At 72.8% G+C, this 25,640-nt stretch carries 24 protein-coding genes; 6 read left to right on the forward strand and 18 right to left on the reverse strand.

Features of this window, described 5'->3' with window-relative positions; translation table 11 throughout:
• Window positions 1–2: 2 nt before the first annotated feature.
• The 4 genes from AB5J54_RS13595 to AB5J54_RS13610 all read right to left on the reverse strand — a co-directional run bounded on the left by AB5J54_RS13595 (window position 3) and on the right by AB5J54_RS13610 (window position 3,768).
• Window positions 3–908: a ribonuclease Z gene (locus AB5J54_RS13595; RefSeq protein ID WP_369144182.1), complete on the reverse strand. Its 906-nt coding sequence runs from the start codon at window positions 906–908 to the stop codon at window positions 3–5.
• Window positions 909–911: 3 nt separating this feature from the next.
• Window positions 912–1,271 (reverse strand): histidine triad nucleotide-binding protein, encoded by a 360-nt coding sequence (locus AB5J54_RS13600; protein ID WP_369144183.1) that lies wholly within the window; start codon window positions 1,269–1,271, stop codon window positions 912–914.
• A gap of 131 nt (window positions 1,272–1,402) precedes the next feature.
• Window positions 1,403–2,497: a tetratricopeptide repeat protein gene (locus AB5J54_RS13605; protein ID WP_369144184.1), complete on the reverse strand. Its 1,095-nt coding sequence runs from the start codon at window positions 2,495–2,497 to the stop codon at window positions 1,403–1,405.
• Window positions 2,494–3,768: a 26S protease regulatory subunit gene (locus AB5J54_RS13610; RefSeq protein ID WP_369144185.1), complete on the reverse strand. Its 1,275-nt coding sequence runs from the start codon at window positions 3,766–3,768 to the stop codon at window positions 2,494–2,496. The genes AB5J54_RS13605 and AB5J54_RS13610 overlap by 4 nt, the downstream gene beginning before the upstream one ends.
• A 68-nt stretch (window positions 3,769–3,836) precedes the next feature.
• Between AB5J54_RS13610 and AB5J54_RS13615 the strand changes: the two genes are divergently transcribed.
• Window positions 3,837–4,223, forward strand: a complete 387-nt coding sequence (locus tag AB5J54_RS13615) for a hypothetical protein (protein ID WP_369144186.1) — start codon at window positions 3,837–3,839, stop codon at window positions 4,221–4,223.
• Here AB5J54_RS13615 and AB5J54_RS13620 read toward each other — a convergent pair.
• From AB5J54_RS13620 to hrcA, 4 genes are all read right to left on the reverse strand, one after another.
• Entirely contained in the window at window positions 4,220–4,963 is a 744-nt protein-coding gene (locus tag AB5J54_RS13620) for a 16S rRNA (uracil(1498)-N(3))-methyltransferase (RefSeq protein WP_369144187.1), read from the reverse strand. The two genes, AB5J54_RS13615 and AB5J54_RS13620, sit on opposite strands and share 4 nt — an antisense overlap.
• Window positions 4,960–6,051, reverse strand: a complete 1,092-nt coding sequence (locus tag AB5J54_RS13625) for a nitronate monooxygenase (protein ID WP_369144188.1) — start codon at window positions 6,049–6,051, stop codon at window positions 4,960–4,962. The genes AB5J54_RS13620 and AB5J54_RS13625 overlap by 4 nt, the downstream gene beginning before the upstream one ends.
• A gap of 176 nt (window positions 6,052–6,227) precedes the next feature.
• On the reverse strand, window positions 6,228–7,364 hold the full coding sequence (gene dnaJ, locus AB5J54_RS13630) for a molecular chaperone DnaJ (protein ID WP_369144189.1): 1,137 nt from the start codon (window positions 7,362–7,364) through the stop codon (window positions 6,228–6,230).
• Window positions 7,365–8,384, reverse strand: a complete 1,020-nt coding sequence (gene hrcA, locus AB5J54_RS13635) for a heat-inducible transcriptional repressor HrcA (protein ID WP_352017636.1) — start codon at window positions 8,382–8,384, stop codon at window positions 7,365–7,367. It abuts the gene before it with no gap.
• 149 nt (window positions 8,385–8,533) lie between these two features.
• Here hrcA and AB5J54_RS13640 point away from each other — a divergent pair, with 149 nt between their 5' ends.
• From AB5J54_RS13640 to AB5J54_RS13650, 3 genes are all read left to right on the forward strand, one after another.
• Entirely contained in the window at window positions 8,534–9,262 is a 729-nt protein-coding gene (locus tag AB5J54_RS13640) for an MBL fold metallo-hydrolase (protein ID WP_369144190.1), read from the forward strand.
• A 10-nt stretch (window positions 9,263–9,272) separates the two neighbouring features.
• Window positions 9,273–10,076 (forward strand): DUF3097 domain-containing protein, encoded by an 804-nt coding sequence (locus tag AB5J54_RS13645; protein ID WP_369144191.1) that lies wholly within the window; start codon window positions 9,273–9,275, stop codon window positions 10,074–10,076.
• Between the two features lie 249 nt (window positions 10,077–10,325).
• A complete protein-coding gene (locus AB5J54_RS13650) occupies window positions 10,326–10,661 on the forward strand; it encodes a peptidoglycan-binding protein (RefSeq protein WP_369144192.1) in 336 nt (111 codons plus the stop codon).
• A gap of 123 nt (window positions 10,662–10,784) precedes the next feature.
• Here the strand turns inward: AB5J54_RS13650 and hemW are convergent, their stop codons facing one another.
• From hemW to lepA, 3 genes are all read right to left on the reverse strand, one after another.
• Window positions 10,785–12,026: a radical SAM family heme chaperone HemW gene (gene hemW, locus AB5J54_RS13655; protein WP_369144193.1), complete on the reverse strand. Its 1,242-nt coding sequence runs from the start codon at window positions 12,024–12,026 to the stop codon at window positions 10,785–10,787.
• Between the two features lie 38 nt (window positions 12,027–12,064).
• Window positions 12,065–13,942 (reverse strand): long-chain fatty acid--CoA ligase, encoded by a 1,878-nt coding sequence (locus AB5J54_RS13660; protein ID WP_369144194.1) that lies wholly within the window; start codon window positions 13,940–13,942, stop codon window positions 12,065–12,067.
• Window positions 13,943–14,127: 185 nt separating this feature from the next.
• Window positions 14,128–15,993, reverse strand: a complete 1,866-nt coding sequence (gene lepA / locus AB5J54_RS13665) for a translation elongation factor 4 (RefSeq protein ID WP_369144195.1) — start codon at window positions 15,991–15,993, stop codon at window positions 14,128–14,130.
• A 185-nt stretch (window positions 15,994–16,178) separates the two neighbouring features.
• Between lepA and rpsT the strand changes: the two genes are divergently transcribed.
• Complete coding sequence (rpsT, locus tag AB5J54_RS13670) at window positions 16,179–16,445, forward strand: 30S ribosomal protein S20 (RefSeq protein WP_188270270.1); 267 nt, start codon at window positions 16,179–16,181, stop codon at window positions 16,443–16,445.
• Window positions 16,446–16,939: 494 nt separating this feature from the next.
• Here rpsT and holA read toward each other — a convergent pair whose 3' ends face one another.
• Window positions 16,940–17,929 (reverse strand): DNA polymerase III subunit delta, encoded by a 990-nt coding sequence (holA, locus tag AB5J54_RS13675; RefSeq protein ID WP_369144196.1) that lies wholly within the window; start codon window positions 17,927–17,929, stop codon window positions 16,940–16,942.
• A gap of 62 nt (window positions 17,930–17,991) precedes the next feature.
• On the opposite strand from holA, the gene AB5J54_RS13680 reads away from it, so the two are divergent.
• The gene (locus tag AB5J54_RS13680) at window positions 17,992–18,234 is read left to right on the forward strand and encodes a hypothetical protein (RefSeq protein ID WP_369144197.1); all 243 of its coding nucleotides are present in this window, start codon (window positions 17,992–17,994) and stop codon (window positions 18,232–18,234) included.
• A gap of 16 nt (window positions 18,235–18,250) precedes the next feature.
• On the opposite strand, the gene AB5J54_RS13685 is transcribed toward AB5J54_RS13680, so the two are convergent.
• The 6 genes from AB5J54_RS13685 to AB5J54_RS13710 form a co-directional block, all read right to left on the reverse strand.
• Window positions 18,251–19,135 carry a YceI family protein gene (locus tag AB5J54_RS13685; protein WP_369144198.1) on the reverse strand — a complete coding sequence of 295 codons (885 nt, stop codon included), beginning with the start codon at window positions 19,133–19,135 and terminating at the stop codon, window positions 18,251–18,253.
• 114 nt (window positions 19,136–19,249) lie between these two features.
• A complete protein-coding gene (locus tag AB5J54_RS13690; RefSeq protein WP_369144199.1) occupies window positions 19,250–20,044 on the reverse strand; it encodes an arylamine N-acetyltransferase in 795 nt (264 codons plus the stop codon).
• A gap of 45 nt (window positions 20,045–20,089) precedes the next feature.
• Entirely contained in the window at window positions 20,090–21,361 is a 1,272-nt protein-coding gene (locus AB5J54_RS13695; RefSeq protein ID WP_369144200.1) for an MFS transporter, read from the reverse strand.
• Window positions 21,358–21,978 (reverse strand): winged helix-turn-helix domain-containing protein, encoded by a 621-nt coding sequence (locus AB5J54_RS13700; protein WP_369144201.1) that lies wholly within the window; start codon window positions 21,976–21,978, stop codon window positions 21,358–21,360. Before AB5J54_RS13700 ends, AB5J54_RS13695 begins: the two co-directional genes overlap by 4 nt.
• Window positions 21,979–22,045: 67 nt before the next feature.
• Window positions 22,046–24,595 carry a ComEC/Rec2 family competence protein gene (locus tag AB5J54_RS13705; protein WP_369144202.1) on the reverse strand — a complete coding sequence of 850 codons (2,550 nt, stop codon included), beginning with the start codon at window positions 24,593–24,595 and terminating at the stop codon, window positions 22,046–22,048.
• Window positions 24,592–25,365: a helix-hairpin-helix domain-containing protein gene (locus tag AB5J54_RS13710; RefSeq protein ID WP_369144203.1), complete on the reverse strand. Its 774-nt coding sequence runs from the start codon at window positions 25,363–25,365 to the stop codon at window positions 24,592–24,594. The genes AB5J54_RS13705 and AB5J54_RS13710 overlap by 4 nt, the downstream gene beginning before the upstream one ends.
• Between the last annotated feature and the right edge of the window lie 275 nt (window positions 25,366–25,640).

A 25,640-nucleotide genomic window follows, 5' to 3' on the forward strand; every position in this document is an offset into this window, starting at 1 on the left:
GGTCACGTTCGTTTCGGTACGGGGACCCTCATGAGGTCCTGGGCGATGCTCAGCTCGCCGTCGAACCCGGCCGCCCGCGCCTGATGTTCGAAGGCCGAGGGGTCGGAGTAGCGCTGCGAGAAGTGGGTGAGGACGAGGTGCCGCACGCCCGCGTCCCGGGCGACGGCGGCGGCCTGTCCGGCCGTCAGATGGCCGTGGTCGGTGGCGAGCCGGACGTCCTCGTCGAGGAAGGTCGACTCGATGACGAGCATGTCGGCGCCTTCGGCGAGGGCGTGCACCCCGTCGCAGAGCCGGGTGTCCATGACGAAGGCGAAGCGCTGCCCGCGCCGGACCTCGCTGACGTCGTCGAGGGTGACGCCGTTCAGGCTGCCGTCGCGCTGGATCCGGCCGACGTCGGGGCCCTTGATGCCGTGCGCGGCGAGCTTCCCGGGCAGGATGCGGCGCCCGTCGGGCTCGGTGATCCGGTAGCCGTAGGACTCGACGGGGTGGGAGAGCCGGCGGGCGTCGAGGGTGAACTCCTCGGTGACGGCGAGCGGCCCGTCGGCGGCGACCGGGGCCTCGGTCAGCCGCACGGTCTCGCGGTAGGCCGTCGCGTACCGCAGCCGCTCGAAGAAGTGCTGCCCGCTCGCCGGGTAGTGGGCGGTGACCGGATGCGGGACCTGGTCGAGGTTGATCCGCTGGATCACCCCGGCCAGGCCGAGCGAGTGGTCGCCGTGGAAGTGGGTGACGCAGATCCGGTCGAGGTCGTGCGCGGCGACCCCGGCCCGCAGCATCTGCCGCTGGGTGCCCTCGCCGGGGTCGAAGAGGATCCCTCTTCCGTCCCAGCGGAGCACATAGCCGTTGTGGTTGCGGTGCCGGGTCGGGACCTGGCTCGCGGTCCCGAGGACGACCAGTTCGCGTACGGACACGGGTTATCCGGGGGGCCAGTTGAGACCGCGGCCGCCCAGCACGTGCGCGTGCGCGTGGAAGACGGTCTGGCCGGCGCCGGCGCCGGTGTTGAACACGATCCGGAAACCGCTGCCGTCGATCTTCTCCCGCTCGGCGATCTCGCCCGCCTCGCGCAGTATGTCGGCGGCGACGGTCGGCGCGGCGGCGGCGAGCGACGGGGCGTCGGGGTAGTGGACGCGCGGGATCACGAGGATGTGCGTGGGCGCCTGCGGGTTGATGTCGCGGAACGCGACGGTGGTCTCCGTCTCGCGCACGATCGTCGCCGGCACCTCCCCTTCCGCGATCTTGCAGAACAGGCAGTCGCTCTGCGGCTCTCCGGCCATGTCCCGGACCTCCTCCGTCTGATGCCGATCACCGGCCGTGTACTGGCCGTGCCGTGACGATCAACTACCCGGTCATGCTATCCGCCGCCCCCGACCGCCGGTGGAAGCCGGCGGGAGCCTGTGGAAAACCCTCAGTCCTTCGGGACACGGCGGTTGAGCGCCGAGCGGCTCACCCAGTACGTGATGATCACGCCCCAGAACAGGGCCGTGCCGAGTGCGCTCACCGCTCCCGAGTCGAAGGCCCACAGGGCGAGCGAGGCGAGCGAGTAGAGCCCGAGGAGCCCGACGGCTCCGGCCATGAACAGCACGGGCCGGCAGTTGCGCGCCACGAGGAGCATCGGCCGGCGCAGCCGAGGCGGCACCCGGCGCGCCATCCACACGGCCCATCCGGTCCAGGCGCCGAGGATCACGGCGCCGCCGACCAGGAACGGGACGGCCGCGTCGGCCCAGGTCGCGGGGGTGGGGATCGCGGCGAGGGCGACGGCTGCGGCCAGGAAGCTCACGAGGGCGACCCAGCGGGCGCCCGCGACGGTGTTCCAGGCCATGGCCTCCAGGTTGTAGCGGGCCTTGCGGTCCTGGAGGTCGAGCGCGGCGGAGGCGACGAAGCCCTCGGCGGCCTGGGTCCAGGCACCGCGCCGGAACCAGCGCCGGCGCAGCCGCAGCAGCGACAGGTTGTTGTGGGCCTCGCTGCTCTGCGGGTTGAGGCGCAGGGTCGTCTCGTACGCGCGCTGAGCCGTGGCGTGGTCGCCGCGCCGCTGGGCGGTGAGGCCGACCAGGAAGTGGGCGGCGTCCTCCTCGGGCGCGAGGCCGACGGCGGTCCGCGCCGCCTCGTACGCCTCGACGGTACGCGCGGGCGTGCGGGCGTGCTCGGCGTGCTCGGCGAGGGCGGTGCCGAGCGCGTAGTGGGTGCCCCAGTGGTTCGGGGCGAGTTCGACGGCGTGCCGGGCGGTGGCCTCCGCCTCCTGGAACCGCCGGCCGGCGAGGAGGATGTGGACGCGCATCAGCCAGCCCCCGAGCAGCTCGGGCTCGGCGCGCAGCGCCTGGTCGACGGCGGTCAGGGCGGCGGCCCGGTCGCCGGCCCGGTGGTGGCAGCGGGCGAGCAGGACGAGCGCCTCGGCGTCCTCCGGTTCGGTCGCCAGGTGCCGGGCGACGAGCTCGCCGGCCTGCGCGTACCGCCCGGTCTCGTAGAGCGCCTCGGCGCGGGCGAGCGCGGTGGACGCGGTCACAGCTTGCGCTTCCGCTTGAGGTGGGCGAGGAGGTCGTCGTACAGGCCGCCCTCGTTGGCGAACATGGCGACGTTCCGGGCGGCGGCGAACCACGGCTCCGTCGACGGCTTGATCTGCTTGGCCGCGCCGAGCAGGTCCTTGGTGGTGATCAGGCGTACGGAGCCGCTGCGGGCCGATTCGAGGAGGGCGGCCTCGGCGGCCGTCTCGCAGACATGGGCGAGGTCCGCGCCGGAGAAGTCCTCGGTGGCCTTCACGAGCTTGCCGAGGTCGACGGCCTCGATGGGGCGCTCCCGCAGGTGGTAGCGGAGGATCGACTCGCGGGCGGCGGCGTCCGGCGGCAGCACGAGCAGGGTGCGGTCGAGGCGACCGGGGCGGCGCAGCGCGATGTCCACGTCCCAGGGCACGTTGGTGGCGGCGAGGACGAAGACGCCCTCGTTGCCGGCGCCGCTCGCGATGCCGTCGAGCTCGGTGAGGAGCTGGTTGACGACGTTGCGCAGGCCGCTGTGGTGGGTGCGGGAGCGCTTGGCGCCGAGGGCGTCCAGCTCGTCGAGGAAGACGACGCAGGGCGCCTGTCGGCGGGCGGTCTCGAAGATGTCGTGGATGTTCTTCTCGGAGGCCCCGATCCACATGTCGAGGACGTCGGAGAGCGAGACGGTGAGGAAGTTGGCGCCGAGCTCGCCCGCGACGGCCCGCGCGATGAAGGTCTTGCCGCAGCCGGGCGGGCCGTACAGGAGGAGGCCGCCGCGGAGCGACTTCCCGTACAGCCTGCGCAGTTCGGGGTTGCGCATGGGCGCGAGGAAGGCGGCCTCCAGGCGCTCCTTGACCTCCTCCATGCCGCCGACGTCGGCGAGGCGTACGGCCCCGGGGGCGTCGACGTCCCAGGCGGCGGCGTCCCCGGCGATCCCGTCGCCGCCGTCGGCCTGCGGGTCGTCGAGGAACCGGGGCCCGACGAGGTCCTGCACCTGCTGCTCGGCGGCGTCCCAGTCGAAGGAGGGGGCGGGCGCGGCGGGCGCGGGCCGCACCGGCTCCACGGTCTCTTCGGGAGCGGCCGCGGGCGCCGTCGCGGGCATCCCCATGGCCCGCACCATCAGCGCACGCGCCTCCGTGTCGCCCGGCGCGTGCTGGAGGGCGACGGCGGCCTCGGCGACGGCCTCGTCGTGGCGCCCTTCCGCGAGGAGGAGCTCGGCGAAGTGGAGGCGCAGGGGCACGTCACCGGGGGCGGCGGCCACGGCGGCGCGCAGACTGCGGATGAGAGGGGACTCGTCGGCCATGCGGGTCAGCCTAAGGAGCGTCCGGGGGCCGGTGTCCACCGGGTCGGCGGCCGCGTAGGCTCCGCCGGATGAGACGGGAAGGCGCACCGCGCAGGCTGACCGTGGACGGCACCGTGTGGCTGTGGAACGTCCGGCACCGGCACCCCGACTGCCGGACGGTGCTCTCCCTGCGCCGCGCGGAGCACCCCCACGCGCAGCTCCGCCTCGTCTTCCGGGAGGGCCCGGGCCGCATCGTGGCCGGATACCCCTTCGGCCTGGGCGACGTGGCCTCGGCCGACGGCGACGTCCTGAACCTGAACAAGCCGGGTGTCGTACGCCGTTTCCTGGCGGAGGCCGCGGCCCGCGGCCTCCTCCCCGCCGCGCACGGTGTCCACGAGGAGGACGCCTGGCCCCTCTACGACACCGTGACGGAAGCGGAGCGGAAGCTGGCGCCTGATCCGAAGGACAGGCCTTAGCTCCAGCGGCCCGTGCGCCCCAGGACCAGGGCCGTGGCCGCCGTACCGGCCGTCGACGTGCGCAGGACGCTGCGGCCGAGGCGGTACGGCTTCGCCCCGGCGGCCTCGAAGGCGGCGAGCTCGTCCGGGGAGACCCCGCCCTCGGGGCCGACGACGAGCACGATCGAGCCCTTGGCCGGGAGTTCGGCGGTGGCGAGGGCGCCGCTGGGGTGGTCGCGGTCCTCGTGCAGGACGGCCGCGAAGTCCGCGTCCGCGAGGAGTGCGGCGGCCTGCTTGGTCGTCATGAGGTCGGCGACCTCGGGGAAGCGGGTACGGCGCGACTGCTTGCCGGCCTCGCGCGCGGTGGAACGCCACTTGGCGAGCGCCTTGAGGCCCCGGTCGCCCTTCCACTGGGTGATGCAGCGGGAGGCGGCCCAGGGCACGATCGCGTCCACGCCGGTCTCCGTCATGGTCTCGACGGCGAGTTCGCCCCGGTCGCCCTTGGGCAGGGCCTGGACGACCGTGATGCGCGGCTCCTCCTCGGGGTCCTCGTGGACCTCGTCGACCCGCACGGTGAGCTCGTCGCGGCCCTCGGCGGAGACCACCACGCACGCGGCCCAGCGACCCCGCCCGTCGGCGAGCACGAGCTCCTCCCCGGCCCGCAGCCGCTTCACGGAGACGGCGTGCCGTCCCTCGGGCCCGTCCAGGAGGAAACTCCCGGCACCGGGGACGGTGTCGACGACGAAGACGGGTGCGGTCATGAGGCGCTCCTGGGGGCGAGCCCGGAAAGGTCGGAGAGGGCGGTGTCGAGTTCGGCGGCCAGCACCTCGACCAGCTGCCCGGCGGGGAGTTCGCGGGCGAGGCGGTGGCCCTGGCCGGCCCACAGGGCCATGCCCTGGGCGTCGCCCGCGGTGGCCGCGGCCTTGCGGAGCGGGGCGGTGAGGTGGTGGATCTCGGGGTAGGCGGCAGGGGCGTACGGCCCGTGCTCGCGCAGGAAGCGGTTGACGAGGCCGCGCGCCGGGCGCCCGGAGAAGGCCCGGGTGAGGGCGGTCCGGGTGAACAGCGGGTCCGTCAGGGCCTGCTTGTGCAGGGGGTGGGCGCCCGACTCGGGGCAGCGGAGGAAGGCGGTGCCGAGCTGGGCCGCGTCCGCGCCGGCGGCGAGGGCGGCGGCGATCTGCGCGCCGCGCATGATGCCCCCGGCGGCGACGATCGGCAGCGCGACGGCCTCGCGGACCTGGGTGACGAGGGTGAGGAGCCCGGTGCCGGAGGCGTCTTCGTCGGCCGGGTCGTCGCGGTACGTGCCCTGGTGTCCGCCGGCCTCGACGCCCTGGACGCAGACGGCGTCCGCGCCGGCGCGCTGCGCGGCGAGGGCCTCGTCGGCGGAGGTGACGGTGACGATCGTGTACGTACCGACGCGATCGAAGGCGTGGAACGTCTCGCGGGCGGGACAGCCGAAGGTGAAGGAGACGACGGGGACCGGGTCCTCCAGGAGGATGGCCAGCTTGGCGTCGTACGCGTCGTCGCGGGAGTCGTCGGTCTCGCCGAGCGGGGTGTCGTACCAGGTGGCCTCGCCGGCCAGCTGGTGGCGGTAGACCTCGACGGCGGCGGGGTCGGCGGGCCGGCCGTCCTGCGGCATGAAGAGGTTGACACCGAAGGGGCGTGCGGTCAGCCCGCGGACCTGTTTGATCTCCTGGTACAGGCCGCCGGCCGTCTTGTACCCGGCGGCGAGGAACCCGAGCGCCCCGGCCTCGCAGACGGCTCCGACGAGCTCGGGACAGGAGGCGCCACCCGCCATGGGGGCCTGCACGATCGGAAACCGAGAGAGATCGTTCAGTGCGGTGGTGGACATATGGGCATCGTGTCATGCGCGGGGCGAGACACGACAAAGGGGGCGGCACCGGAGTGCCGCCCCTCGTCCGGACTCAGCGCCCGTTGAACGCGTCCTTGAGCCGCGAGAACAAGCCCTGCTGCCCCGGCTGACTGTGCTGACCCGGGGGGACGACCCCCGGACCCCCAGCCGAGCGCCTACCGCCCGTTGAACGCGTCCTTGAGCCGCGAGAACAAGCCCTGCTGCCCCGGCTGGAACTGCCCCGTGGGCCGCTCCTCGCCGCGCAGCTTGGCCAGTTCGCGCAGCAGGCGCTCCTGCTCGGCGTCGAGCTTGCTCGGGGTCGTCACCTCGACGTGCACGATCAGGTCGCCCCGGCCGTTGCCCCGCAGGTGCGTGACGCCGCGCCCGTGCAGCGGGATCGACTGGCCGGACTGGGTGCCCGGGCGGATGTCGATCTCCTCGACGCCGTCGAGGGTCTGCAGCGGCACCTTCGTGCCGAGCGCGCCCGCCGTCATCGGGATGGTGACCGTGCAGTGCAGGTCGTCGCCGCGCCGCTGGAAGACCTCGTGCGGGGTCTCGTGGATCTCGACGTACAGGTCGCCGGCGGGGCCGCCGCCGGGGCCGACCTCGCCCTCGCCCGCGAGCTGGATGCGGGTGCCGTTGTCGACACCGGCCGGGATCTTGACCGTGAGCGTACGGCGCGACCGCACGCGGCCGTCACCGGCGCACTCGGGGCACGGGGTCGGGACGACGGTGCCGAAGCCCTGGCACTGCGGGCAGGGGCGGGAGGTCATGACCTGGCCGAGGAACGACCGGGTGACCTGGGAGACCTCGCCGCGACCGCGGCACATGTCACAGGTCTGCGCGGAGGTGCCGGGCGCGGCGCCCTCACCCGAACAGGTGGTGCAGACGACCGCCGTGTCGACCTGGATGTCCTTCGTCGTGCCGAAGGCCGCCTCGTTGAGGTCGATCTCCAGACGGATCATGGCGTCCTGGCCGCGGCGGGTGCGCGAGCGCGGGCCGCGCTGCGAGGCCGTGCCGAAGAAGGCGTCCATGATGTCGGAGAAGTTGCCGAAGCCGCCGGCACCGAAGCCGCCCGCACCGCCTCCGCCGGAGGCCGAGAGCGGGTCGCCGCCGAGGTCGTAGACCTGCTTCTTCTGCGGGTCCGAGAGGACCTCGTAGGCGGCGTTGATCTCCTTGAAGCGTTCCTGCGTCTTCGGATCGGGATTGACGTCCGGGTGCAGCTCGCGCGCGAGCCTCCGGAACGCCTTCTTGATCTCGTCCTGGGACGCGTCGCGGCGCACGCCGAGTACGGCGTAGTAGTCCGTGGCCACTTACGACTCCGCCAGGATCTGTCCGACGTAACGTGCCACTGCGCGTACCGCTCCCATCGTTCCGGGGTAGTCCATGCGGGTCGGTCCGACCACGCCGAGTTTGGCGACTGCCTCGCCGCCCGAACCGTAGCCGACCGAGACGACGGACGTGGAGCTCAGCCCCTCGTGGGCGTTCTCGTGCCCGATGCGTACGGTCATGCCCGATTCCTTGGCCTCGCCGAGCAGCTTGAGGAGCACGACCTGCTCCTCCAGAGCTTCCAGGACGGGCCTGATCATCAGGGGGAAGTCGTGTCCGAAGCGGGTGAGATTGGCGGTGCCGCCGATCATCAGCCGCTCCTCGTGCTCCTCGACGAGCGTTTCGAGGAGGGTCGCGAGCACGGTCGAGACCGTGGCGCGGTCCTCGGCCTCCTCGAAGGACTCGGGGAGGTCCTGCACCAGCTGCGGCACGTCGGCGAACCGGCGGCCGACGACCCGGCTGTTGAGCCGGGCCCGGAGATCGGCGAGGGAGGTCTCGCCGAAGGGTGCGGGGCAGTCGACGACGCGCTGCTCCACCCGGCCGGTGTCGGTGATGAGGACGAGCATCAGGCGGGCGGGGGCCAGCGAGAGCAGCTCCACGTGCCGGACGGTCGAGCGGGTCAGCGAGGGGTACTGGACGACGGCGACCTGGCGGGTCAGCTGGGCGAGCAGTCGTACCGTACGGCCCACGACGTCGTCGAGGTCGACCGCGCCGTCGAGGAAGTTGTGGATGGCCCGCCGCTCGGGCGTCGACAGCGGCTTGACGCCGGCGAGCCGGTCGACGAAGAGCCGGTAGCCCTTGTCGGTGGGAATGCGCCCGGCGCTGGTGTGAGGCTGGGCGATGTAGCCCTCCTCCTCCAGCACGGCCATGTCGTTGCGCACGGTGGCGGGCGACACGCCGAGCTTGTGGCGCTCGGTGAGCGCCTTGGAGCCCACGGGCTCCTCCGTCCCGACGTAGTCCTGGACGATGGCGCGCAGGACCTCGAGTCTGCGTTCGCTGAGCATCGTGGCGCACCTCCAGCTGTCGTCGTCGTTCCGGTTGCTCCGCTTTTGGCACTCGCCCTGTCCGAGTGCCAGCGATCCCCCGGCCAGTGTACGGCGGCGGGCATCGCTCCTGGCAAGGAGGCGGCGCCCGCACCGGTTAGCGTCGCCCCATGGACGTGGATTGGGAAGCGTACGGATGGGAGCGGCTCGCGGACGGGGTGGGCCGGCGACGGCTGCCCGGCTGGGACGCCACGGTGGGGCTGGTCCTGGGCTCGCAGGGGGTGCTGCTGTACGACACGGGGTCCTCGCTGGCGGAGGGCGCGGAGCTGCGGACCCAGGTGGCGGAACTCACGGGCGGCCGGAAGGTGACACACATCGCACTCAGCCACCCCCACTTCGACCACATCCTCGGCACTGCGGTCTTCGCGGGCGCGGAGGTCTTCGGCGCGGTGGGCTCGGACGACCTCCTGAGCGGGGCGCGGGCCCGGGAGGAGCTGTACGGGGACGCGGTACGGCAAGGGGTCGATCCGCGGGTGGCGACGGAGGCGACGGACGTCCTGGTGGCGCCGCGGCACCTGGTCTCGGGCGAATGGACGCTCGACCTGGGCGACCGCCAGGTCCTCCTGGCGAACGTGGGCCCGGGCCACACGGGCCACGACCTGGCGCTCTGCGTCCCGGGCACGCGGGAGGTCGTCTTCTGCGGCGACCTGGTGGAGGAGTCGGGCGAGCCGCAGGCGGGCCCGGACGCGATCCCGTCCCGCTGGCCGGACGCCCTGGACCGGCTGCTCGCGCTGGGCGGCGAGGAGGCGGCGTACGTACCGGGGCACGGCGCGGTGGTGGACGCCACGTTCGTGCGGGCACAGCGCGATGAACTGGCACGCCGCTTCGAGGTGTCGTAGCGTCGCCCGAATGCGCAGCTACAACCCGGATCTGACACCGCCTTGGAAGAAGTCGGCGCCCGTCCCGGAGGTCCCGGCGGACCCCGATCTGGTCGTGGAGGAGGTCACCACGGGCTTCTGCGGGGCGGTGATCCGCTGCGAGGCGGGCACGGTGACCCTGGAGGACCGCTTCGGAAAGCACCGGGTCTTCCCGCTGGAGCCGCGCGGCTTCCTCCTGGAGGGCAGGGTCGTGACCCTGGTCCGCCCGGTGTCGGGCCCGTCCCGCCCCACCCGTACGGCCTCCGGCTCGGTCGCCGTGCCGGGCGCACGCGCGCGCGTGGCGCGGGCGGGCCGGATCTACGTCGAGGGCCGGCACGACGCGGAGCTCGTCGAGCGGGTCTGGGGCGACGACCTGCGGATCGAGGGCGTGGTCGTGGAGTACCTGGAGGGCGTCGACGACCTCCCCGCGATCGTCGCGGAGTTCGGACCGGGGCCGGACGCCCGGCTCGGCGTCCTGGTGGACCACCTGGTGCCGGGCTCGAAGGAGTCGCGGATCGCCGCCCGGGTGACGTCCCCGGACGTCCTGGTCGTCGGCCACCCGTACATCGACGTCTGGGAGGCCGTGAAACCGTCCTCCCTGGGCATCCCGGCCTGGCCGGCGGTCCCCAGGGGCCAGGACTGGAAGACGGGCGTCTGCCGCGCCCTCGGCTGGCCCTCGGACAACACGGGCGCGGTCTGGCAGGCGATCCTCAAGCGCGTGACGTCCTACAAGGACCTGGAACCGGAGCTCCTGGGCCGCGTCGAGGAACTGATCGACTTCGTGACGGCGCCGTAGCGCGGGCCGGTGGTGCGCGGCTCCGGGGAGTGCCTCCCCGGACCTCCGGCCCACGACCCGCACGAGGACCGTCGTCCCGGGACAGGGGTGTCCCGGCGTCTCGGGACTCCGGATCCGCGCCACGGCGGACGGGCCGTGCGAGCGTGGCGGAGTCCTCACCGGCGCCGTCCTTCCGCCGCGCCGCCACCGTCACGTCATCCGGAGGAATCCGTGTTCTCCCACCCCGCATTCACGAGGGCCGCACTGCTCGTGTCCGCCACCGCTGTCGCCGTGACGGGCCTGGCGGGCACCGCCAGTGCCCGCCCGGGCGCCCCCTACCTCTCGTACGGCAGCCAGGGCGAAGGCGTGAAGTGCGCCCAGATCGCGGTGAACTGGGCCAACGCCTACCCCGTCACCCTGGCCGAGGACGGCATCTGGGGCGAGCGGACGCAGTGGGGCGTGGTCGCCTTCCAGCGCTGGAAGCTGGGTGACTCCCAGGCGGACGGCATCGTCGGGCCCAACACCGGCGACAAGATGCTGGAGACCCTGCGGCAGTACAACCCGGAGACGGCGAACTACTGCTACCGGTACCTGCCGAGCCACTGACGCCCCCAGGCGTGCCCCCCCGCCCCGGGGGCACGCCGGGCCCACCTCCGCGAAGCGCCCTTCGCCCCCTGGGGCCCGTCCGGGCCCTCATCCGCCGGACAGGCCTTGGTCCTGGTCCTGGTCCTAGTCCACCAGGTCCCGCACCACCGCGTCCGCCAGCAACCGCCCCCGCAGCGTCAGCACCGCCCGCCCCGCCTCGTACGACGAGGGGTCGAGCAGCCCCTCCCCCAGCGCCTTCCGCGACGCCGCGAGCCCCGCCGGCTTGAGGATCGACAGCTCGACGCCCTCCCGCAGCCGCAGCTCCAGGAGGATCCGCTCCACCCGCCGGTCCTCCTCCGCGAGGATCTCCCGGCCGGCCCCCGGCGACCGCCCGGCCGCGAGCGCGGCGGCGTACGCGCCGGGATGCTTCACGTTCCACCAGCGGACGCCGCCCACGTGCGAGTGGGCGCCGGGCCCCGCGCCCCACCAGTCCGCGCCGCGCCAGTACAGCTCGTTGTGGAGGCAGCGCCCGGCCTCGGAGGTGGCCCAGTTGGACACCTCGTACCAGGAGAAGCCCGCCGCCTCGAAGGCCGCGTCGGCGATCAGATACCGGTCGGCGTGCACGTCGTCATCGGTCATGGGCACCTCACCGCGCCGGATGCGCCGGGCGAGCTGCGTCCCCTCCTCGACGATCAGCGCATAGGCGCTCACATGGTCGGGACCGGCCCCGATCGCCGCGTCCAGCGAGGCCCGCCAGTCGTCGTCGGACTCCCCGGGCGTGCCGTAGATGAGGTCGAGGTTGACGTGCTCGAACCCGGCGGCCCGCGCCTCCCCGACGCACGCCTCGGGACGCCCCGGCGTGTGCGTACGGTCGAGGATCTTCAGCACGTGCTGCTTGGCGCTCTGCATCCCGAAGGAGATCCGGTTGAAGCCCCCCTCCCGCAGCTCGGCGAGATAGGCGGGGTTCACGGAGTCCGGATTCGCCTCCGTCGTCACCTCGGCGTCGTCCGCGAGCCCGAACTCGTCCCGGATCGCCCCCAGCATCCGTACGAGGTCCCCGGCGGCGAGCAGCGTCGGCGTGCCGCCGCCGACGAAGACGGTCCGCACGGGCCGCGGGTCGTCCCCGAGGACCTTCCGGGCGAGCCGGATCTCCTCGACGACCTGCTCGGCGTAGTTGTCGCGGGAGGCGAGCACTCCGCCCGTACCGCGCAGCTCACTCGCCGTGTACGTGTTGAAGTCGCAGTAGCCGCAGCGCGTCGCGCAGTACGGCACGTGCAGATAGAACCCGAGCGGCCGCTCCCCGGCTCCTTCGAGGGCACGCGGAGGCAGCGCCCCGTCGTCGGGAACGGGCTCACCATCGGGCAGTACGGAAGGCATGAGCCCCATTGTCCCGTACTGCCCGGGTGAAGGTCCTCCGCCGCTGCTCAGGCCTCCCGCGAGCCCGAGTACATCTCCTCGATGAGGTCCTTGTACTCGCGCTCGACGACCGGCCGCTTGAGCTTCAGCGACGGGGTGAGCTCGCCGTGCTCGATGTCGAGGTCGCGCGGCAGCAGGCGGAACTTCTTGACCGTCTGCCAGCGCTGGAGGCCCTCGTTGAGGCGGTCGACGTAGCCCTGGATGAGCTTGACGGTCTCCGGGGCGGCGACGACTTCCGCGTACGACTTGCCGTCCAGCCCGTGCTCGGCGGCCCAGCCGAGGAGGGAGGGCTCGTCGAGGGCGATGAGGGCGGTGCAGAAGTTCCGGTCGGCGCCGTGGACGAGGATGTTCGAGACGAACGGGCAGACGGCCTTGAACTGGCCCTCGACCTCGGCCGGCGCGATGTACTTGCCGCCGGACGTCTTGATCAGGTCCTTCTTGCGGTCGGTGATCCGGAGGTAGCCGTCGGCGGACAGCTCGCCGATGTCGCCGGTGTGGAACCAGCCGTCGGACTCCAGGACCTCGGAGGTCTTCTCCGGCAGGCCGTGGTAGCCCTCCATGATGCCGGGGCCGCGCAGCAGGATCTCGCCGTCGTCGGCGATCCGGACCTCGGTGCCGGGGAGCGGCTTGCCGACGGTGCCGGTGCGGTAGGCCTCGCCCGGGTTGACGAAGGAGGCGGCGGAGGACTCGGTGAGGCCGTAGCCCTCCAGGATGTGGATGCCGGCGCCGGCGAAGAAGTAGCCGATCTCGGGGGCGAGGGCGGCGGAGCCGGAGATGCAGGCGCGCAGGTTGCCGCCGAAGGCCTCGCGGATCTTGCCGTAGACGAGGGCGTCGGCGACCTTGTGCTTGGCCGAGAGGCCGAAGGGCGCGGAGGCGGTGCCGGTGCGGCGGAAGTTGTCCTGGGTGGCCTTGGCGTACTCGCGGGCGACGCCGGCGGCCCACTGGAAGATCTTGTACTTGGCGCCGCCGCCGGCGCGGGCCTTGGCGGCGACCCCGTTGTAGACCTTCTCGAAGATGCGGGGCACGGCCGCCATGTAGGTCGGCTGGACGACCGGCAGGTTCTCGATGATCTTGTCGACGCGGCCGTCGACGGCGGTGACGTGGCCGACCTCGATCTGGCCGGAGGTGAGGACCTTGCCGAAGACGTGGGCGAGCGGCAGCCAGAGGTACTGGACGTCCTCCTGGGTGACGAGGCCGGTGGCGGCGATGGCCTTGGCCATGTACGACCAGTTGTCGTGCGGGAGGCGGACGCCCTTGGGGCGGCCGGTGGTGCCCGAGGTGTAGATGAGGGTGGCGAGCTGCGTGGAGGTGATCGCGCCGACCCGCTCCTTGACGGCCTCGGGGTGCTTCTCCAGATAGGCCTTGCCGCGCGCCTCCAGGTCGGCGAGGGAGAGCACGAACTCGCCGTCGCTCTCCACACCCGTGGCGTCGATGACGACGACGTGGCGGAGGTCGGCCAGCTCGGCGCGGCGCTCGACGGCCTTGGCCAGCTGGGCGGCGTCCTCGGCGATGAGGACCTTCGACTCGGAGTCGGAGAGGATGAACGCCGACTCCTCGGCGTTCGTCTGCGGGTAGACCGTGGTGGTCGCGGCGCCCGCGCACATCACGCCGAGGTCGGCGAGGATCCACTCGACCCGGGTGGAGGAGGCGAGGGCGACGCGCTCCTCGGCCTGGACGCCGAGGTCGACGAGGCCGGCGGCGATCGCGTAGACCCGCTCGGCGGCCTGTCCCCAGCTGAGCGACTTCCAGTCGTCCGGGCCGGCGCCGGAGGCGGCGGGCACCGGGTAGCGGTAGGCCTCCGCATCCGGGGTCCGCTCGACGCGCTCAAGGAAGAGGGTCGCCACGGAGGGCGGCCGGTTCTCGATCTGGGTCTGTGTGTCGCTCACGACGTCCTCCGGGCGGCGGCGGTGCCTTCTGGTGGTTCGTAACTAACTGGCGAGTAACCTTCGAGCCGGGATCAGAGTAGAGGCCGGAATGCTGCCACGTAAGGGCCCACGGATAACGAACAGGCCCACGTGCGCTTCGCACGTGGGCCCATTCGGTGCATAAGGCAGCTACTCCTGCCCGCCGGCTACTTCTTCTTGCCGGAGGACTCGTCGCTCGACAGCACGGCGATGAAGGCCTCCTGGGGCACCTCCACCGAGCCGACCATCTTCATGCGCTTCTTGCCTTCCTTCTGCTTCTCCAGCAGCTTCCGCTTACGGGAGATGTCACCGCCGTAGCACTTGGCGAGGACGTCCTTCCGGATGGCGCGGATGGTCTCGCGGGCGATGACCCGGGAGCCGATGGCGGCCTGGATGGGCACCTCGAAGGCCTGCCGCGGGATGAGCTCGCGCAGCTTGGCGACGAGCCGGACACCGTAGGCGTACGCGGCGTCCTTGTGGGTGACGGCCGAGAAGGCGTCGACCTTGTCGCCGTGCAGCAGGATGTCGACCTTGACCAGGCTGGAGGCCTGCTCGCCGGTGGGCTCGTAGTCGAGCGAGGCGTAACCGCGGGTCTTGGACTTCAGCTGGTCGAAGAAGTCGAAGACGATCTCGGCGAGGGGCAGGGTGTAGCGGATCTCCACCCGGTCCTCGGAGAGGTAGTCCATGCCGATCAGGGTGCCGCGACGGGTCTGGCAGAGCTCCATGATCGCGCCGATGAACTCGCTCGGGGCGAGGATCGTGGCGCGCACGACGGGCTCGAACACGTCGCTGATCTTGCCCTCGGGGAACTCGCTCGGGTTGGTGACGGTGTGCTCGCTGCCGTCCTCCATCACGACGCGGTAGACCACGTTCGGCGCGGTGGCGATCAGGTCGAGCCCGAACTCGCGCTCCAGACGCTCACGGATCACGTCGAGGTGGAGCAGACCGAGGAAGCCGACGCGGAAGCCGAAGCCGAGCGCGGCGGAGGTCTCCGGCTCGTAGACCAGCGCGGCGTCGTTGAGCTGCAGCTTGTCGAGGGCCTCGCGGAGGTCCGGGTACTCGGAGCCGTCCAGCGGGTAGAGGCCCGAGAAGACCATCGGCTTCGGGTCCTTGTAACCGCCGAGCGGCTCGGTGGCGCCCTGGTTCAGGGAGGTGATCGTGTCACCGACCTTGGACTGACGGACGTCCTTCACGCCGGTGATGATGTAGCCCACCTCGCCGACGCCGAGACCGTCGGACGACGTCATCTCGGGCGAGGAGACACCGATCTCCAGGAGCTCGTGGGTGGCTCCGGTCGACATCATCCGGATGCGCTCACGCTTGTTGAGCTGCCCGTCGACGACACGCACGTAGGTCACGACACCCCGGTAGGAGTCGTAGACGGAGTCGAAGATCATCGCGCGGGCGGGGGCGTCGGCGACACCGACCGGGGCCGGAACGTCCTGGACCACGCGGTCGAGGAGCGCCTCGACGCCCATGCCGGTCTTCGCGGAGACCTTGAGGACGTCCTCCGGCTGGCAGCCGATGAGGTTCGCGAGCTCTTCGGAGAACTTCTCGGGCTGGGCGGCCGGCAGGTCGATCTTGTTGAGCACGGGAACGATCGTGAGGTCGTTCTCCATCGCGAGGTACAGGTTCGCGAGCGTCTGCGCCTCGATGCCCTGCGCGGCGTCGACGAGCAGGATCGTGCCCTCACAGGCGGCCAGCGAGCGCGAGACCTCATACGTGAAGTCGACGTGCCCGGGAGTGTCGATCATGTTCAGGATGTGCGTATTGCCCTGAGCCGGCCCCTCGGTCGGCGCCCACGGCAGCCGGACCGCCTGGGACTTGATCGTGATGCCGCGCTCCCGCTCGATGTCCATGCGGTCGAGGTACTGGGCACGCATCTGCCGCTGGTCGACCACACCGGTCAGCTGGAGCATCCGGTCGGCGAGCGTGGACTTGCCGTGGTCGATGTGCGCGATGATGCAGAAGTTGCGGATCAGAGCCGGGTCGGTACGGCTCGGCTCGGGCACGTTGGTAGGAGTCGCGGGCACGCAGGGATCTCGTCTCGGGCGATGTTCAGAACGGATACGTAGACACCATGGTCCCATGCCCGCCGCCCTGTGCCCGGTTTGGGCGGCCCCGAGGGTGGCTGATACTGTGGACAGCTGTGTCTCGCATGCCCTCTCAGCTGCGGGGCGCATCCAGAAGGAACATCGAACCTGTAAAGGCTCTTTTCGTGGCGAACATCAAGTCCCAGATCAAGCGGAACAAGACGAACGAGAAGGCGCGCCTGCGCAACAAGGCCGTCAAGTCCTCGCTCAAGACCGCGATCCGCAAGGCCCGTGAGGCTGTCGCCGCCGGCGACCTCGAGAAGGCCACCGTTGCCACTCGCGCCGCCTCGCGTCAGCTCGACAAGGCTGTCTCGAAGGGTGTCATCCACAAGAACGCCGCCGCCAACAAGAAGTCGGCGCTGGCCACCAAGGTTGCCTCCCTCCAGGGCTGAGCTCTGATGTGATCGGCCGTACGGGACCCAGCGGGCCCTCTACCCCGCTCCCGCCCGGCCACCCGGACTCGCGCGCGGACGCGTTCGCCACGCGGGCGCGAGACCACCATCTGTAACGCCGAAGGCCCCATTGCCTCCTTCCCCAGGAGCGATGGGGCCTTCGCCGTACGCCACCGACCACGACGCCCAGGACGCACGGCGCGAAGCCGGCCCGACGGGCCGCGCCTGGGGGAGGCGGCGCGAAACTGCCACCCCACTGGGAAGGTTCGAGGGCCCGCCCCCAGCAGGAAGGCGGCGCGAAGCTGCCGCCCCACTGGGGGTCCGGGGGCGGAGCCCCCGGAGGAACCCGCCTCAACCCCCACCAGCCCCCGGCAGGGTTTCGGGAAGGGGCGGGGTGGGGGAGCCGCCGGACGGCACCCCACAGCGCCCGCACCGACGAGGAACCCCCCGCACCGCACGGGCAACCCGCGCCGCACGGCACCCCGCGCCGCCGGCTAGCCCCGCCGCATCCTCGCCGCCCGCGCCACCGCGACCACCGCCTTCTCCAGGGCGTACTCCGGGTCGTCGCCCCCGCCCTTCACCCCCGCGTCCGCGTCCGCGATCGCCCGCAGCGCCAGCGACACCCCGTCGGGCGTCCAGCCGCGCATCTGCTGCCGTACGCGGTCGATCTTCCAGGGCGGCATGCCCAGCTCCCGCGCCAGGTCGGCCGGCCGCCCGCCCCGCGCCGAGGAGAGCTTGCCGATCGCCCGTACGCCCTGGGCCAGCGCGCTGGTGATGAGCACGGGCGCGACCCCGGTCGAGAGGGACCAGCGCAGGGCCTCCAGGGCCTCCGCCGCCCGCCCCTCGACGGCACGGTCCGCGACGTTGAAGGAGGAGGCCTCGGCGCGACCCGTGTAGTACCGCCCGACGACCGCCTCGTCGATCGTCCCGTCCACGTCGGCCGTGAGCTGGGAGACCGCGGAGGCGAGCTCCCGCAGATCGCTGCCGATCGAGTCGACGAGCGCCTGGCAGGCCTCGGGCGTGGCCGACCGCCCAAGGGTCCGGAACTCCTGCCGTACGAACGTCAGCCGTTCCGCCGGCTTGGTCGTCTTCGGGCAGGCGACCTCCCGGGCCCCGGCCTTGCGCGCCGCGTCGAGCAGCCCCTTGCCCTTGGCGCCGCCGGCGTGGAGCAGGACGAGTGAGATGTCCTCGATCGGGTCGGCCAGGTACGCCTTGACGTCCTTGACCGTGTCGGCGGACAGGTCCTGTGCGTTCCGCACGACCAGCACCTTGCGCTCGGCGAAGAGCGAGGGACTGGTGAGCTCGGCCAGCCCCCCGGGCTGGAGCTGGTCGGGGGTGAGGTCGCGCACGTCCGTGTCGGCGTCGGCGGCCCGCGCGGCCGCCACCACCTCCTGGACGGCTCGGTCGAGGAGCAGGTCCTCCTGCCCCACGGCGAGCGTCACGGGGCCGAGGAGGTCGTCGGGGGAAGTCTTTCTGGTGGCCATCGCGATCCAGCATCCCACGGGCCACTGACACCACCGCCCGCGAAGGGGACGAGAATGGCGGGGTGAGTGAACGACACGTACTGGTACTCCCCGACCGCGACGCCGCCGAGGAGGTCGCCGGGGAGCTCCCCGACCGTTTCGGCCTGGCCGAGGAACCGCAGCTCGTACGGGACGCCCTGGCCGGGGAGGACGACGCCGAGGACGCGCAGTGGCTGGTGGTCGTGGAGGACCCGGAGGCCCGCCTCGACCCGGCGGCGCTCGACGAGCTGGCCGCCGAGTACGAGGGCTGGCTGGAAGCCCCGTAGGGCCCGGCGGCGCCCGTCAGCTCTTCTTGGGGACGATCTGGACGTCGAGGTCGATGCTGATGCTGGACCCGACCGCCGCGATCCCCCGGGCGAGCAGCGTCTGCCAGGTGAGCGTGAAGTCCTCGCGGTGCAGCTCGGTCGTGGCCCGGCAGGCGCCCCGGGTCTCGCCCTCCAGGCCGTTCCCGAGGCCCAGATACTGGGTGTCCAGGGTCACCGTGCGGCTCACGCCGTGGAGGGTGAGCGCCCCGGTGACGGCCCAGCGGCTGCCGCCCCGGTGGACGAAGCGCTCGCTGAAGAACTCCAGCGTCGGGTAGGCGCCGACGTCGAGGAAGTCGCCGGAGCGCAGGTGGTCGTCGCGCATCTGCACACCGGTGTCGATGGAGGCCGCGTCGATGACGACGTGCATCGCCGACTGCTCCATGCGCTCGGCGATCCGCACCGCGCCCGCGAAGCTGTTGAACCGGCCGTGGATCCTGGCGAGGCCGATGTGGCGCGCGGTGAAGCCGATCTGCGAGTGCAGGGGGTCGATCTCCCAGTCGCCCGGCTCCGGGAGCTGCGGCTGGGGCGCGACCTGGAGCAGGACGTCCCCGAGGCCCTCGTGCTCGCCCTCGGTGACGACGGCGCTGCCGTGGTAGGGCGTGTAGCCCTCGGAGGTGATGGCGACCCGGTACTCGCCCGCCGGCACGGTCGCGAGGACCGTGCCGTACGGGTCGGTCTCGCCGCCCAGGACCTTGCGGCCCGCCGTGTCGCTGACGACGAACTCGGCCTGGCGGACGGGTTCGTACACGGGGTCGAGGACCCGGCAGCTGAGCACGCCCGCCGAGGAGGGGACGGCGAGACCGGCGAGCGGACCGCCGCGGACGGCTCCCGCCGCACGCTTCCCGAAGAGACGATCGAACATTCTTCACGCACCCCCGTGCGACTCGTTCACTATGCAACGAAGTGGCATTCGATCACCGTTGAGCCGTTCGAGGCAAACGGGGCAAGTGGAGGCAAGTGTTACCGAGGGTCCGAATTAGGCATTCCGCTTACGCACGGTCGGCAGCACGTCGAGCTCGATGCCGAAGAGCTCCCGGTACGCGCTCCTCACCTCGTCGTCGCCGTCGAGGATCCGCTCCTCGCGCTCGCCGCCCGCGCGGGTGATCAGCTTCGGCGCGCTGAGGGTGATCCGGCCGTCCTCGGTGAGCCGGGAACAGATGAGGGACCGCGGAAAGTGCGAGTCGGGCGAGGTCTGGTGGTACCAGGCGCCCGCCGTGAAGTCGGCGAGCTCCCGCGGCCGCCGCTCCAGCCGGTACTGCGGCTTCCCGTCCCGGAGCACGTCCAGATCGCCCTCCGCGGTCTCCACGATCCGGAAGACCCCGCCCGGGTCCGCCTGGTCGTCGCGCGCGTCGAAGGCCAGCGGGTAGTGGCTGTGGTCGCCGAACCCGACGTCGGCCAGCCACCGCTCCCCCTCCGCCGTCTCCACCAGCAGCGCCATGTGGTCGTACGGGATGCCCGGCGCCCCGTCCGGCCCGATCACCCGCGCCTGGAGCAGCGCGACCTCGTATCCGAGCCCCCGCAGCAGTACGGCGAACGCCGTGTTGACCTCGTAGCAGAACCCGCCCCTCCGGGCGCCCACCACCTTGTCGAGGAGCGCCTTCTCGTCCAGGACGACGGGCTCGCCGAGGTGGATGGAGAGGTTCTCGAAAGGCACGGTCCGCAGGTGCCGCAGATGCAGCTCGCGCAGCGCGGCGGCGTCCGCGGCCGCCGGCCGCTCCGCCCCGATGCGGCGGAGATAGGCGTCGATGGCGGCAGGTTCATGTGTGGTCATACCGGCAGTCTGCCTCCCCATGATCCACACCTCACTCCCCTTTCCCTATCCCACAGGCACGGATTCCCCTTCCCTCACGGGAAGTTCCCGCATCTTCGGCAGCGGCGAGGGCAGCAGCCAGAGCACGGCGAGGACTGCTCCGACGGTGGCGATCCACAGCGTGGGGCGCAGCCCGATCGCGGTGCCGAGCAGACCGCCGGCGAGCGCGCCGAGCGGGCGGAAACCGTGGTTGAGCGTGCGGAAGGCGCCCATGACCCTCGCTCGCACGGCGTCGGGTATCGCCGCCATCTGGAACGATCCCGCGGCGACGTCCACGATCATCACCCCGGCGCAGGAGAGGAACTCCGCGACGAACAGGACGCCCATCACCAGCGGAAGCGGACCGCCCGCCAGGGGCACCAGGAGCAGCGGTGTCGTGAATCCGAGGAAGCCGAGGACGAGCGAGCCCCCGATCCCGATCCGCCGGACGACCGCCCCGCTCCACAACGCCCCGAGAAGGCCGCCCACGGCTCCGGCCGCGAGCACGAGGCCGAGCAGGCCCGCGCCGATGCCGAGTTCGGTGGTCGCGTACAGCACGAAGAGGGTGCTGAACATGAAGTTGAAGAACTGGACCGTGCCGGAGGCCGCGAAGAGGGCGCGCATCGAACGCTCCCGGACCACCCAGCGCAGCCCCTCGGTGAAGTGCCCCTTGGCGACGGGCGCCGGCGGAGGCTCGACCGGCTTGACCCGGGTCAGGTATCCGGCCGACGCCAGATACGTGAGGGCGTCCGCGACCAGCGCGAACGGCGCGGTGAGGAACTGCACGAGCAGACCCCCGACACCGGGTCCCGCCAGCCAGGCCATCGAACGGCTGCCGTTGACCAGCGAGTTCGCCTGGACATAACGCTCGGTGGGGACGAGGGCGACGAACAGCGTGGTGTTGCAGACCTCGAAGAGCACGGTGAGCGCGCCGACCCCGAAGGCCACCGCGTACAGCTGACCGAGCGTCAGCGAGTCCAGCGCGTAGGCGACGGGGAGGGTCAGCAACAGCGCCGCCCGCGCGATGTCGGCCGCGATCATGGCGCGCCTGCGGCTCCTCTGCCGGTCGGCCCAGGCGCCGAGCGGCAGGTTGAGCAGCAGGGCGGGCAGGAGTTCGGCCGTCTTGAGCAGGCCCATCGCCGTGGCGTCCGCGCCGAGGACCAGGACGGCGGCGAGCGGGATCGCGATGAGCGAGATCTGGTCCCCGGCGAGGGAGACGGTCTGGCCGGTCCAGTAGCGGCGGAAGGTGCGCTCGCGCAGCAGCGCCGGTACGCGTTCCACGAGGGCCATCTCGGTCACTCCTCTTCGCTGTCGGGGATGTCCTGGTCCAGGTAGGCGATCCGCAGGATGCTGACGGGCCGGGCGCCCTCGGGCCTGAGGGCCGGCTCGGACCCACGCGCCTCGTAGGGCCGGAGCAGTTCGTCGATCCGCTCTCCGAGGCCGGCCAGCTCCTCGGGGGTGAGGTGGAGCAGGGAGTCGCCGAACTGCTCGGCCTCCCGCCATTCCCTCGGCAGCCGGTGCCGGTTCTCGATGGCCCGGGTGACCCGCTCGAAGTAGCGCTCGACGACGGCGGCGCTGAGCGCGTCGGCCGCGTCGGCGACCGTCGCGTCCTCGCTGTGGTCCGGCCATTCGGTGTACCGGGCGGTGGCCCGCCAGGGCTTCTCCCTCCCCCGTCCGCCGGGCGCCTCCTCCACCAGCCCGTACTTGGCGAGTATCCGCAGGTGGTACGAGCAGCTGGCCACGGATTCGCCGGTCAGCTCGGCGGCCCGGGTGGCGGTGAAGGGCCCGCTGCTGCGCAGCAGCCCCACCAGCGTCATCCGCAGCGGGTGGGCGTAGGCCCGCAGGGCGCGCGGGTCGGTGAGTCGGATGCTGCGGGGCTGTTCGCCCCCGGGCTGCGGTTCGCTGATCTCCGGCATGATGAAAAGGTATCTTTAGAAAGACTTCTTTACAAGCATTTCTCTACAAGCAGCCTCGGCGGCGACCTCACCCTCCTCCCGGTACGGCCACGAGCCCCCGCCCCGCCCCCACCACCGCGACGGCCCCGTCCCGATCCGTCCGCAGCACCCGCGCACCGCCCGCCCGCAGCGCCTCAAGGGTCCGGGGCGCCGGATGTCCGTACGGGTTGCCGCTCCCCGCCGAGACCAGCGCGAGTCTCGGCCGCACCAGCCGCATCAGGCCCGGGTCCTGGTGCGCGGAACCGTGATGGGCGACCTTGAGCACATCCACCGGCCCGAGCCCCGGATGAACCCGCACCAACGCCCGCTGGGCCGGCGGTTCGAGATCCCCGAGGAGCAGCAGACTCAGCCCTCCGGCGGTACGGACGAGCAGCGTCACACTGGCGTCGTTGGGCCCATCGCCGCCCTCCCCGGCCCCCACGGACGCCCCCGAGCCGGCCGGCTCCCCGCCACCCGCCCACGGCCAGAGCACCCGCCACTCCAGGGCCCCCACCCTCCGCCGCTCGCCCGGCCCCGCGCGGATCAGCGGCACCCCGGCGGCGGCCGCCGTCCGCCGCACGAACGCGGCCTGGCCGGGCGGCTCTTCGAGTCCCGTGGTCTGGATCGCGCCCACCGCCCTCCCCCGCAACACCCCGGGAAGTCCGGCGACATGGTCCGCGTGGAAATGGGTGAGCACCAGCAACGGCACCCGGCGCACCCCGAGTTCACGCAGACAGCGATCCACCGGTACGGGATCCGGGCCCGCGTCCACCACGACGGCGGAGTCCCCGCCCGCCGCCAGCACCGTCGCGTCCCCCTGCCCCACCTGGCACATCGCGAACACCCAACCCGGCGGCGGCCACCCGGTGACCCACCGGGCCAGCGGCACCGGCCGCACCACCACGAGCAGCAGCACCCCGGCGACGATCACGCCGACCCACCTCCGGGACGGCAGCCTGCGCGCCCCGAGGACCACCAGCGCCGTGAGCAGCGCCAGCGCGAGGCCGCCCCACCACCCGCCGGGCCAGGCCAGCTCGGCCCCCGGCAACGAGGCGCCCGTGCGGGCCACCCGTGCCAGCCACCCGGCCGGCCACCCCGCCACCCACGCGAGCCCCTCCGCGGCCCGCATCCAGACCGCCGCGAGGGCGAGCGTGGCGAACCCGCACACCGTCGCCGGCGCCACCGCGAGTTCGGCGACGAGGTTCGCCGGGACGGCGACCAGACTCACCCGGGCCGCGAAGACCACCACGACCGGCGCACACACCGCCTGCGCCGCCAGAGCCGCGCCCAGCGCCTCGGCCGGCCGGCCGGGCACCCGACGCCGGCGCAACGCCTCGCTCCAGCGCGGGGCGATCGTCAGCAGCGACCCGGTCGCCAGGACCGACAGCAGAAAGCCGTAACTGCGCGCGAGCCAGGGGTCGTAGAGCACCAGGACGAGGACGACCGCCGCCAGCGCCGGGATCAGCGATCTCCGGCGCCCGGTCCCGATCGCGAGGAGGGCGACGAGCCCACAGGCCGCGGCGCGCAGCACGCTCGGATCGGGTCGGCAGACGATCACGAAGGCCAGCGTCAGCCCTCCCCCGGCCAGCGCCGTGAACCTCAGGGACAACCCGATCCGTGGGGCGAGCCCACCCCGCTCCACCTGGTGCGCCCGCCCGGGCCGCCCGATGAGCAGCAGCAACACGACGGTGAGGTTGCTCCCGGACACGGCCAGCAGGTGGGTGAGGTCGGTCGCCTCGAACGCGTCCCGCAGCTCGGGTCCGATCCGGGAGGTGTCCCCGACGACCAGTCCGGGCAGCAACGCCCTCGCGTCCGGATCGAGCCCCTCGGTCGCCCTCTGCAGCCCTGCGCGCAGGTCCCCCGCCGTCCGTTGCAGCGCGCTCGGCGGTCCGACGATCCGCGGCGGTCCGGCCCCGTCGACCTTGAGCACCGCCGCGAAGGGCTCTCCGGCGCGCAGCGGCGGCGCGAGCCGGCCGCCGACCCGCAGCCGGGTGGAGGGCAGGAGCCGCAGCCATTCCTCCCGTCCCGCACCCGACGGCACGATCATCAGGACCGGCGTCCGGGTCCGGTGGACCGAGCCGTCCGACCGCTCGACCCGGGTCACCTCGCCGTCCAGGACGATCGAGACCGGCGCCATCGCGTTGCCCCGGACCTTGGGCCGGGTGAGCCGTGGATCGGAGGTCACCGCCACCTCCAGCCGCGCCCGGGCGTACTCCCGTGCCAGTTCGGGCACGGGCCCCCGCCGCAGGTCCGCCGCGTGCAGCCCGGCCGAGGTGGCCCCGGCCGCGGCGCAGAGCAGCACCCCCGCCCACGCGGTCGCCCGTAACCGCCACCCGGGAGTCGCCCCCGGTAGGGCGGCGCCCGGACCGCCACCCGGGCCGTCGGGCCCCCGAACCGGCCGTCGTGCCAACAGGACCAGCGCCCCGACCAGGCAGACGGTGACACCGGCCACCGCCCACCACCCGGTGGCGCCCACGGCACAGGCCGCCGCCGCCCAGGCCGCCACCGCGAGGGGGACGAGCCGGAGATCGACCGGCTCCTCCCGCCGCACCGGCCCGGGCGCCCCGGGTTCCTCGCCGGTCACCTCGTCGTGCTTCATGGCCGGACCAGCGGTTCGAGATCGGCGAACCGGCGCTCACCGATGCCGTTGACCTCCCGCAGCTCCCCGACCGACCGGAAGCCACCGTGCTCCGTCCTGTGGTCGACGATGTGCTGGGCGAGTACGGGCCCCACACCCGGGAGGCCGTCGAGCTGCTCGGCCGTGGCGGTGTTGAGGCTCAGCGGCGCCCCCGGCGCACCACCGCCCGCACCGTCGCCGCCCGGGCCCGAACCGCCGGCCGGGGGCCCGGGAAGACCGACCAGGACCTGCTCACCGTCGAACAGGACACGGGCCCGGTTGACCCCGGTGAGATCGGCGCCCGGCTCCGCCCCACCCGCCGCCCGCAGGGCGTCCGCCACTCGCGAGCCGGCCGGCAGGGTCAGCACCCCCGGCCTGCGCACCTTGCCGCCGATGTCGACGACGACCCGCGCCCCGGAAGCCCCGGCCTCCGGCCCCGGACCGGCCTTCGACGCCGGCGTGGGCGCGGGCACGGCGGCCGCGGGGGCGGGGACGGCGGCGCGGACGAGTTCGGGAGCGCGCACCGGCTCCGGCCGCCCGGTCCAGAAGTAGCCGCCCGCGAGGCCCGCGGCCACGAGCAGGACCACCGTCAGCGCGGCCAGCGCCCTCGGCTCCAGCCCGCACCTGGTCTGCACCCACACCGGAGTCCGGTCCCGGAGCCGGGCGGCCAGCCGCTCCCGTACCCCTGGCGGGGAACCACGCTCCGGCGCCTCCGGCACCTCCCGGACCTCCGGCACCTCCGGCACGCGCACCGGAGGCGGTGCCACCACCGGAACCGGTGGTGTCGCCGTGGGAAACAGGGCGTCCCCCCGCCGCCGTACGACCTCCCCCGGCATTCCGAGGACCCGGCCCACCGTGGCGCGCCTTCGTGCCCGGCCTGCGGGCGAGCCGCGCCCTGCGGGTCGACTGCGCCCGTCCGAACCGGGCGCCCTACCGGGCCCGCTGGTCGGGCCACCCGCCCTGCCCCGGGTCCTGGAGGTGGTCGATGAGATACGTGTACGAAGAGTCATGTCCGTGACGGTAGAGA

Source organism: Streptomyces sp. R44 (genome assembly GCF_041053105.1).
Lineage (GTDB): Bacteria > Actinomycetota > Actinomycetes > Streptomycetales > Streptomycetaceae > Streptomyces.

Coding starts and splice junctions, on each gene's coding strand:
- AB5J54_RS13600 (WP_369144183.1), bottom strand. CDS start 1,271: ATGGCCGGAGAGCCGCAGAGCGACTGCCTGTTCTGCAAGATCGCGGAA.
- AB5J54_RS13610 (WP_369144185.1), bottom strand. CDS start 3,768: ATGGCCGACGAGTCCCCTCTCATCCGCAGTCTGCGCGCCGCCGTGGCC.
- AB5J54_RS13615 (WP_369144186.1), top strand. CDS start 3,837: ATGAGACGGGAAGGCGCACCGCGCAGGCTGACCGTGGACGGCACCGTG.
- AB5J54_RS13620 (WP_369144187.1), bottom strand. CDS start 4,963: ATGACCGCACCCGTCTTCGTCGTCGACACCGTCCCCGGTGCCGGGAGT.
- AB5J54_RS13625 (WP_369144188.1), bottom strand. CDS start 6,051: ATGTCCACCACCGCACTGAACGATCTCTCTCGGTTTCCGATCGTGCAG.
- hrcA (WP_352017636.1), bottom strand. CDS start 8,384: ATGCTCAGCGAACGCAGACTCGAGGTCCTGCGCGCCATCGTCCAGGAC.
- AB5J54_RS13640 (WP_369144190.1), top strand. CDS start 8,534: ATGGACGTGGATTGGGAAGCGTACGGATGGGAGCGGCTCGCGGACGGG.
- AB5J54_RS13645 (WP_369144191.1), top strand. CDS start 9,273: ATGCGCAGCTACAACCCGGATCTGACACCGCCTTGGAAGAAGTCGGCG.
- hemW (WP_369144193.1), bottom strand. CDS start 12,026: ATGGGGCTCATGCCTTCCGTACTGCCCGATGGTGAGCCCGTTCCCGAC.
- holA (WP_369144196.1), bottom strand. CDS start 17,929: ATGGCCACCAGAAAGACTTCCCCCGACGACCTCCTCGGCCCCGTGACG.
- AB5J54_RS13685 (WP_369144198.1), bottom strand. CDS start 19,135: ATGTTCGATCGTCTCTTCGGGAAGCGTGCGGCGGGAGCCGTCCGCGGC.
- AB5J54_RS13690 (WP_369144199.1), bottom strand. CDS start 20,044: ATGACCACACATGAACCTGCCGCCATCGACGCCTATCTCCGCCGCATC.
- AB5J54_RS13700 (WP_369144201.1), bottom strand. CDS start 21,978: ATGCCGGAGATCAGCGAACCGCAGCCCGGGGGCGAACAGCCCCGCAGC.
- AB5J54_RS13705 (WP_369144202.1), bottom strand. CDS start 24,595: ATGAAGCACGACGAGGTGACCGGCGAGGAACCCGGGGCGCCCGGGCCG.